Origin of the sequence: Pseudomonas sp. NFACC46-3, from assembly GCF_900114515.1 — a bacterium.
Classification (GTDB): Bacteria; Pseudomonadota; Gammaproteobacteria; order Pseudomonadales; family Pseudomonadaceae; genus Aquipseudomonas; species Aquipseudomonas fluorescens_Q.
This window is the reverse complement of the sequence record NZ_FOTH01000001.1, coordinates 200028-207292: the sequence shown is the minus strand read 5'-3', so window position 1 is coordinate 207292 and position 7265 is coordinate 200028. Positions and strand designations below refer to the sequence as shown.

The following is a 7265-nucleotide window of genomic DNA, read 5'->3' as shown; positions in this document are numbered from 1 at the left end:
TTGCAGTTAAACGGGCTGTTCCTGCCGTTTGCATTCATCGAGTGGGCAACTGCTGCAATAGCCGACGCCGGGCAGGCGGTAGCGAATGCAGCAGATGCGCCTCAGGCGCTGCGGCTCGTCCTCGCCGATATCGCGGTACTGCACGGGGGCGAACAAAGGATTACGCCGGCCGTTCGGGCGCAGGCGGGTATTCAGGATTTCTTTGGCCGGTGCGGTGCTGTACGCGTTGGCCAATGGGTGCAGGTCGATACGGCTGGTGACGAATTCGAACGTATTGCCGGCATTGCTCCAGAACAACCGGGGCGATGCCTGGGAGACACTGACCAAGGTTTCGATGACGGGCTCCAGATGATCCTCGACCAGGGTATGAAATCGCTCGAAGGCGGTGCAGGCTGGCAAAGGCTGGCCGGCATGAGGCAAGTGCAACGCCTGTGGCCTGGCGTCATTGCCCAGTTGTATCCCGGTGTCGGCAAGGGCAAGTGGCAGATCGCATTGCTGGAGCAGATTGGCGGCCATCACGGGTGCCAGGAAGGTGCTGAAGTACCATTTGGACCACAGTGACACCAGAGCCAGGCGCTCATCGGTTTTGTACCGTGCCTGCAGGTCGTCGACGAATGCGCCGAAATATTCATGCTGGAAGAACCTGTCCCCCGGTACGTCTGTACGGGGATGGCTGCGCAGTTGCAGCTTTTCACCATGGTCGGCAAGCGGACCGGTGAACAGCGGGGCAAGGCTGGGAATCATCGACTCATCCGTGGACCGCGAATTGAGAGCGGTTATCGTTCAGAGGGGCCCGAAGTATAAACAGGGCGTTGCCGTCTTGCGACTGTTCATCGTCGATAGGGAAATTTGAGAACAGTGTATGAATTTTTAAAAATTAATGAGAATCGCTACCATTAGTATTGTATCGTAGGCGTCTTTCCGCCATGTCAGTCAAGGAGCAAGCAATGAGTTTGGACAGTCCGGATACGCGCTTTCTGGTTGTAGTCAATGATGAGGAGCAGTACTCGATCTGGCCGGATTATCGAAGCGTGCCCAATGGCTGGCGCACGCTCGACATGAAAGGCAGCAAGCAAGAGTGTCTGGACTATATCGAAAAGGTCTGGACCGATATGCGCCCGCTGAGCCTGCGCCAGGCCATGCAAGTACAAGGACAGGGCTGATCGCCCGCGACAGAGTTTTTACCTCAGGGATTCAATATGGAAAGCGTCCAGCCCCGTCTATCATCCAGCGCAACCTTCACGCTGGAACAGTTTCGCCAGCAAGCACCGCGTGAACTGAACACCAACCCGTATCTTCAGCGCCAGGCGGCCCGTGAATCGAATGCCCGGTCTTATCCACGGCGTATTCCGTTGGCGCTGCAAGAGGCCCATGGCCTCTATGTTCGTGATACCCAAGGTCAGTTGTTCATGGATTGCCTGGCGGGGGCGGGAACTCTGGCGCTGGGGCACAACCACCCGGTAGCCATCGCGGCCATGCGCCAAACGCTCGACTCCGGCTTGCCCTTGCACACCCTGGATCTGACGACACCGGTCAAGGATCGCTTCGTCGAAGACCTGTTCAACGCGCTGCCGGAAAACTTTGCCCGTCATGCTCGCATCCAGTTTTGCGGGCCGACCGGTGCCGATGGCATTGAGGCGGCCTTGAAGCTGGCCAGGACGGCCACCGGGCGCAAACCGATTCTGTCGTTCTCTGGCGGCTACCACGGGATGACACTGGGCACGTTGAGCCTGATGGGCAACCTGGGGCCGAAACAGGCACTGGGCTCGCTGATGGCCGATGTGCAATTTCTGCCATATCCCTATGACTACCGTTGTCCGTTCGGCATCGGCGGCGAAGCCGGTGTCGATGCCGGGTTGCATTTTATCGAACAACTGCTCAGCGACCCGGAGTCGGGTGTGCTGCCACCCGCGGCGGTGGTGGTCGAAGTCGTGCAGGGCGAGGGCGGCGTGATCCCTGCGCCAATACGCTGGCTCCAAGGCTTGCGCCAATTGACCCGTAAGTTCGGCGTGGCGCTGATCATCGATGAAGTCCAGACCGGCCTGGGTCGGACCGGCAAACTGTTTGCGTTCGAACACGCGGATATCGAGCCCGATATCCTCGTACTCTCAAAAGCCATCGGTGGTGGCCTGCCGTTAGCCGTGATGGTGTACCGCGAAGAATTGGATACCTGGAAGCCAGGTGCCCATGCCGGCACATTCCGCGGCAATCAAATGGCGATGGCTGCGGGGGCTGCGACGCTGCGCCATATCATCAGCGAAGACTTGCCGGGACATGCCGATGTCATGGGGCAACGACTCATGGCGGCTCTGCGCCAGCTGCAGGACCGCTATGCTTGCCTGGGCCAAGTACGCGGCCGAGGACTGATGGTGGGTGTGGAAATCGTCAGTGACACGGCGAGCGACAGTCGTGTCCCAGCAGCCGATACGGCATTGGCCCAGGCAATCCAGCGTCAATGCCTGCGCTTGGGCGTCATTCTGGAGCTCGGGGGGCGCCATGGTGCCGTTGTGCGGTTCCTGCCGCCATTGATCATCCGGGCCGAGGAGGTCGACGTGTTGGTCGAACTGTTCCAGGTTGCCCTGGCCAATGCTCTCGTGGAGGTCAAGGGCCGGACGTTGCATATCGCATGAAATGCTGCAATGTGGGAGCCAGGTTTGCTCGCGAAGACGGCGGCACATTCAACATCGATGCAAGCTGATCCACCGCTATCGCGAGCAAGCTTGCTCCCACAAAGGATTGCGGGAGCCCACAGCATCCAGATTCAACACCAAACCCTGCAACAGTTGCTCAGGCACTGGCGTGGGTCAGCCCGGTCAAGGTGTCCGCGATGGCCTTCGTGCGTTGTGCCGTGCCTTCGGTGGTGCGGCTCGAGTCTTCCAGGGCATCGAGCATCTCGCGCAGGGCGCTGACGGCGACGGACTGGTCTTCGATCTGTTGGGCGACGCCTTGGATCTCCGTCGAGAGCAGGTCAATGTCCACGCCAATTTCCGCAGCATTCTTGCGGGTGATTTCCGCGAGCTTGCGGACCTCATCCGCCACCACCGCAAACCCTCTGCCCATTTCACCTGCCCGCGCTGCTTCGATGGCGGCGTTAAGGGCCAACAGGTTGGTCTGCCCGGCGATTTGCTGGATGACCTGTACGATCGACTGAATACGCAAGCTCGAACTGGCGAGCGCACGGGCGCCGACCACCGCTTCACCCGCTTGCGTGGCAAGCTGTTCGACGGTCGTGCCGGCCTGCTCGGCGACGCTGTTTTGCCGGTCTATCGTGCCCGTCAGGTCATCCATCGACAGGTGTAGCTCACCTGAGTAGTGCTTGATTTGCGTCGCCATCTGCGCTTGCTGCTGGCTGGCCTGGGCCAATACCTGGCCCAGATCGGTCAGGCCGTCGAACACCGGCAGGATGGTGTTGTCCAGGCCGCGAGTGTCCAAGGCGCTGCTGAAGTCGTTCATCTTGAACGCCATGATCTGCTTGACCACGACGTGGTTCAGGCCGGCCAGTTTCTTGACCTGGCGGCGCAGGAAAAACGCCTTGAACTCACCATAGTGGGCGATGAAGTTATCGACGTACTCATCGACAAAGCTGGCGCCCTTGGTGACCCTGAAGAAGAAAATCGCCGTGAGTGTCTGGTTAAGGTTCAAACCGAGAATTTCACCAAACGTCGAGAAACCGGCCAAAGGCACATCCCCGAAAATACCGGCCATGCTGCCCAGGTCGCTGCTGTTGTTGAGCCGGCGCAGGATGCAGTCATTGAGAATAGCGGCCACCGGACGGCCGCCCTTGCCCTTGAGGAATTTCTCGTAGTCGAGTCGGGTCGCCTCGCGAAGGGGCGTGCGCTTGACCATCACCAGCTCTTCGCCGGGCGCCACGTCGCAGAACAACTGGATGATCTGCTGCTGATAGTCGATACGGGCAATGGAGCGCACGAACAGCTCATCGCCCACACGGATGGCGAATGAATAATCGGCGAGCTTCTTTTCCAGCGCTTGGGCACTGCACTCGAATGCATCGCACAGCGCCTGGACCATGCTCTTGATGTTCCCCCGGCTGTCGATGACCTGGTCGATGGTGCGGTCTTCGACCGACGCGGTCAGCACGCTGAACGTCAGCCCGGCAGGTTGGAAGTTCTGGCTCTTGAACACCCCGAAGCGCACATCCGCCGCGGTTTTCAGGAAGACAATCTGCGCGTGGTTCTGATAACTGCGTTGCCCATCACTGATCAGGGTCTTTTTGAAATCCGTCTTGCCACCGGCCGAGCCGCCGACGAACAGGCAAGGGAAACGCCCCGACTCATAGAGCGCCTCCATAAAGAACGACTCGGAAGCTGAAAGACCATCGAACACCACGTAGGCCAGCGTATCGCGATGATCAATGGGTGTGCTCACTTGCGCCTGCTTGATGTTATTCACCAGCCTGGCGATGCGCTCACGCATGGCCAAGCGCTTGCCGCCTCCGCGAATGTCCTCGCACTCCAGCGGCACCATCACCACCTCAGCCGACACAATCACACTGGCGTCAAAGAGCTGCAACACCACCCGATCCCAGCTCTCGCCGGTCTGGCAGTACAGCGTGTTCGCACCGTTGCACAGCTCACCCGACGTCGTGCACAAGCTGATGGCGCTTTGGGGAAAACGCTGCTTGACCTTGGCGGCGACCCGGTCGATGTCCAGGTGAGGGGAGACGAACCCGGTGACCAACACAGGGGTGATACGTACGTTGGCCAGCGCCTGGTCCAATTCAGCAGAGGTGCAGGCCACACTTACAGCCCCTTGAGTGCGGGCTCGGGCAGTGTTGAAGAGGTTCAGTAGGTTCATGGCTGGACTCGGTTGAGCGCGACGTGACGCGTACGAGGTATGCGTGCGGAGTCCTTTCCCTGTAGCGGTCACGGCTGGGGACTTGTATGGGCGTGAGCTTGTGCTATTTGCGGGGGCGGTCCATAGGGGCTTTTGGTTGGGGTTTGCTCCGTCTGTTGGATAGCGACTTTCGTACGAGTTCGGCAGATTCGCTGCATTACGTGGATGAGTTAGGGCTCAGGCGACACCATCCGATCAACGATTCCGTAGATGGCCTTCTCCAATGCCTGATCCTCCAGCATGGTTTCAGCGACTTTTTTTGAAATGCTGCCGAATTCGGGATGTTCCAGAATGCTTTCGCCAAACTCCCAGCGCAGGATTTCCTGCACGGTGATGACTGGGGCCGCCTCGTGGAAATCTTCAGTATTTCTTTTGAGGTCTCGAAGACGACTTTGCAAATGTACGCGCAGCACTTCGAGATCTTTTTCGCCCTTTTTGGCCTTGGCAGCGCTGGTGTTGTTTGTTGCGCTCGATGTTACTCGTTCCTTAGGCTTGGCCAGCGCAGCCAGGACCTGGGAGAGGCGAGTCGAATCGATCTTGCTCATCAGGGCGTCTCGAAGGCGTTGCGGTAGGCACCAAGAAATACCGCAGGTTCGGTAGGATCAGGAGTTATGTGGGCGGCGGTGTCTGAAAGACTGGCCAGCACTCGTTCCATATCTGCCTTTAATGCCGGATTAGGGCAATCTGTCAGACCCTGAGTCAGCCGGGTGATAGCGTTCGACGTACGTTCGTCGAGCAGTTCCAGATAGGCCCCGGAGAATTCCCTGAGGCTCATATCCTGCGATGTGTTCAGCAGTGAGTTGAAGGCGTTTCGGGCTTCGTCCAGCTTCGATAATTGCAGGCTGAGCAAACCCAATTGGAAGCGCGCAATATCCATCTCGGGATCTAGTTCAAGTGCCTCGATCATTTCCGCATGTGCACGCTCCAGCAGGCCGAGCTCGGCATGTTCGGCGGCGCGAAAGTAATGGACCGCTGCATTCTTCGGTTCTATTTCAAGTGCTGCGTTCAGGTAGTTAAGGGCGGCGTGGTGGTCACCGTTCTGGCTGGCATTGATGGCCAAGTGTAGATATTCCGATGCGTCCAGCATGTGGGGCTCCGCGTGCGATGGCTTAGTGTTGGTCCGGATGACGGTCGGGGATCTTGTTCTGGTGTGTTTGCAGCCAGTTCTCCATCAGGACCCTGCCAGTGTCGCTGCTATCGGGTCTCGTACGGTCAAGAACCTGATCGATCACTTGAGCTGCCTTTTCCGGGTGTCCGGCTTGCTGGAGGAGAAGGGCTTCAGCGTATCGAGCCGACAGACCGTCAGGTTTGAGTTTGAGTGCACGGCGAATACCTTTTTGGGCACGCTCTGTCATTCCCTCCAGGATGTCGACGATTGCCAATCCACCATGGGTTTCACCAAAGTTACGGTCCAGTGCGTAAGAGCAGTCGAGCGCCCGGCGGGCCTGAATGCTGTCCCCTCGCAAAATGTAGATCCAGGCCAAAAGATGCCAGGTACCGATGTGGTCCGGCATGAACTTGACCGCCGTCTTGAGATGCTCTTCAGCCGCGTCGAATTCCAGTTCGTTGAATTCCAGTCGCGCCAGCCCGGACCACGCCCGGCCGCATTCAGGATGCACAGCGATTGTATGAAGCCAGGCGTTGCGTGATGCAGTGATGTTGTGTTGGTGGAAGTGGACCGAGGCGCAGGCGATCAGCGCATCGAGTTGATCAGGGTTCTGCGCCAGTGTCTCGTGGGCAGTGATCAATGCTGGAGAGTAGTTGTCGTTCTCGTATTGCAGTAGAGCGAGTAGCCCGCGAATCTCGATGTTTGCCGGATCTTGCAACAATGCGCGCGCAACCAGTGCCTCGGCCTCTTCAGTCTCCTCCAGTTGATGCAGGGCGCGTGCATGCATCACCAATAGCGAAGTAGGGCTTTGCGCCTCATGGCTCAGGCGCGAAAGCAATGTATGGGCAGTTGCGTAGTCGCCGCTGTAAAAGTGCCCTTGGGCGGTGTTGAAGATAACCGCTGGATGCTTGATTCCACCTTCGATTGCCTTATCCCCGAAAGCGCCCGCTTCTGCATATTGGCCGGCCTGCAAGGACACATGGGCAGCCAGTGCACAGATGTTGGGTTCTTCGATCGCCTGGGTCTTCATGTGGTCGATCAATTGTTGGCCATGAATGACGTCGCCAAGATCGATGGCCAATGCCAACGCGTCGGCCAACAGCGCCAGGTTGGTCGGATCATGCCCCAGGAAAGTGAGCAGGCGCGCCAGGCGATTCTGTTCAGCGGACGAGTTATCAATGGTCATGAATGGATTCTTTTTCGGCGATCGGAAGAAGGGGAAGGCGGTTCTCCCGGGCGATTATTGCCTTGATGGCTGCGGCCTGTCATGCGTTAAACAGGCAATTTCAACGCCTCATAAAAT

The 7265-nt window shown here is 58.4% G+C and carries 7 protein-coding genes and 1 pseudogene; 2 read left to right on the top strand and 6 right to left on the bottom strand.

Annotated features, from left to right (window positions below; translation table 11 throughout):
- Positions 1-6: 6 nt before the first annotated feature.
- Entirely contained in the window at positions 7-744 is a 738-nt protein-coding gene (gene fhuF, locus BM300_RS00935; protein ID WP_092142014.1) for a siderophore-iron reductase FhuF, read from the bottom strand.
- A 203-nt stretch (positions 745-947) separates the two neighbouring features.
- Between fhuF and BM300_RS00930 the strand changes: the two genes are divergently transcribed.
- On the top strand, positions 948-1163 hold the full coding sequence (locus BM300_RS00930) for an MbtH family protein (RefSeq protein WP_018600641.1): 216 nt from the start codon (positions 948-950) through the stop codon (positions 1161-1163).
- A gap of 36 nt (positions 1164-1199) precedes the next feature.
- Positions 1200-2630, top strand: a complete 1431-nt coding sequence (locus BM300_RS00925) for a diaminobutyrate--2-oxoglutarate transaminase (RefSeq protein ID WP_092221825.1) — start codon at positions 1200-1202, stop codon at positions 2628-2630.
- A gap of 157 nt (positions 2631-2787) precedes the next feature.
- Here the strand turns inward: BM300_RS00925 and BM300_RS31565 are convergent, their stop codons facing one another.
- From BM300_RS31565 to BM300_RS00905, 5 genes and pseudogenes are all read right to left on the bottom strand, one after another.
- Complete coding sequence (locus tag BM300_RS31565) at positions 2788-3288, bottom strand: methyl-accepting chemotaxis protein (RefSeq protein WP_223471818.1); 501 nt, start codon at positions 3286-3288, stop codon at positions 2788-2790.
- A gap of 372 nt (positions 3289-3660) precedes the next feature.
- Positions 3661-4815 (bottom strand): annotated as a pseudogene (locus BM300_RS31560) (FIST signal transduction protein); the annotation flags it as partial.
- Positions 4816-5024: 209 nt separating this feature from the next.
- Positions 5025-5399, bottom strand: coding sequence for a hypothetical protein (locus BM300_RS00915; RefSeq protein WP_072339013.1), 375 nt, complete (start codon positions 5397-5399; stop codon positions 5025-5027).
- Positions 5399-5941, bottom strand: coding sequence for a tetratricopeptide repeat protein (locus BM300_RS00910; protein ID WP_072339011.1), 543 nt, complete (start codon positions 5939-5941; stop codon positions 5399-5401). The genes BM300_RS00915 and BM300_RS00910 overlap by 1 nt, the downstream gene beginning before the upstream one ends.
- A gap of 22 nt (positions 5942-5963) precedes the next feature.
- Positions 5964-7148: a tetratricopeptide repeat protein gene (locus BM300_RS00905; RefSeq protein WP_072339009.1), complete on the bottom strand. Its 1185-nt coding sequence runs from the start codon at positions 7146-7148 to the stop codon at positions 5964-5966.
- Positions 7149-7265 lie beyond the last annotated feature (117 nt).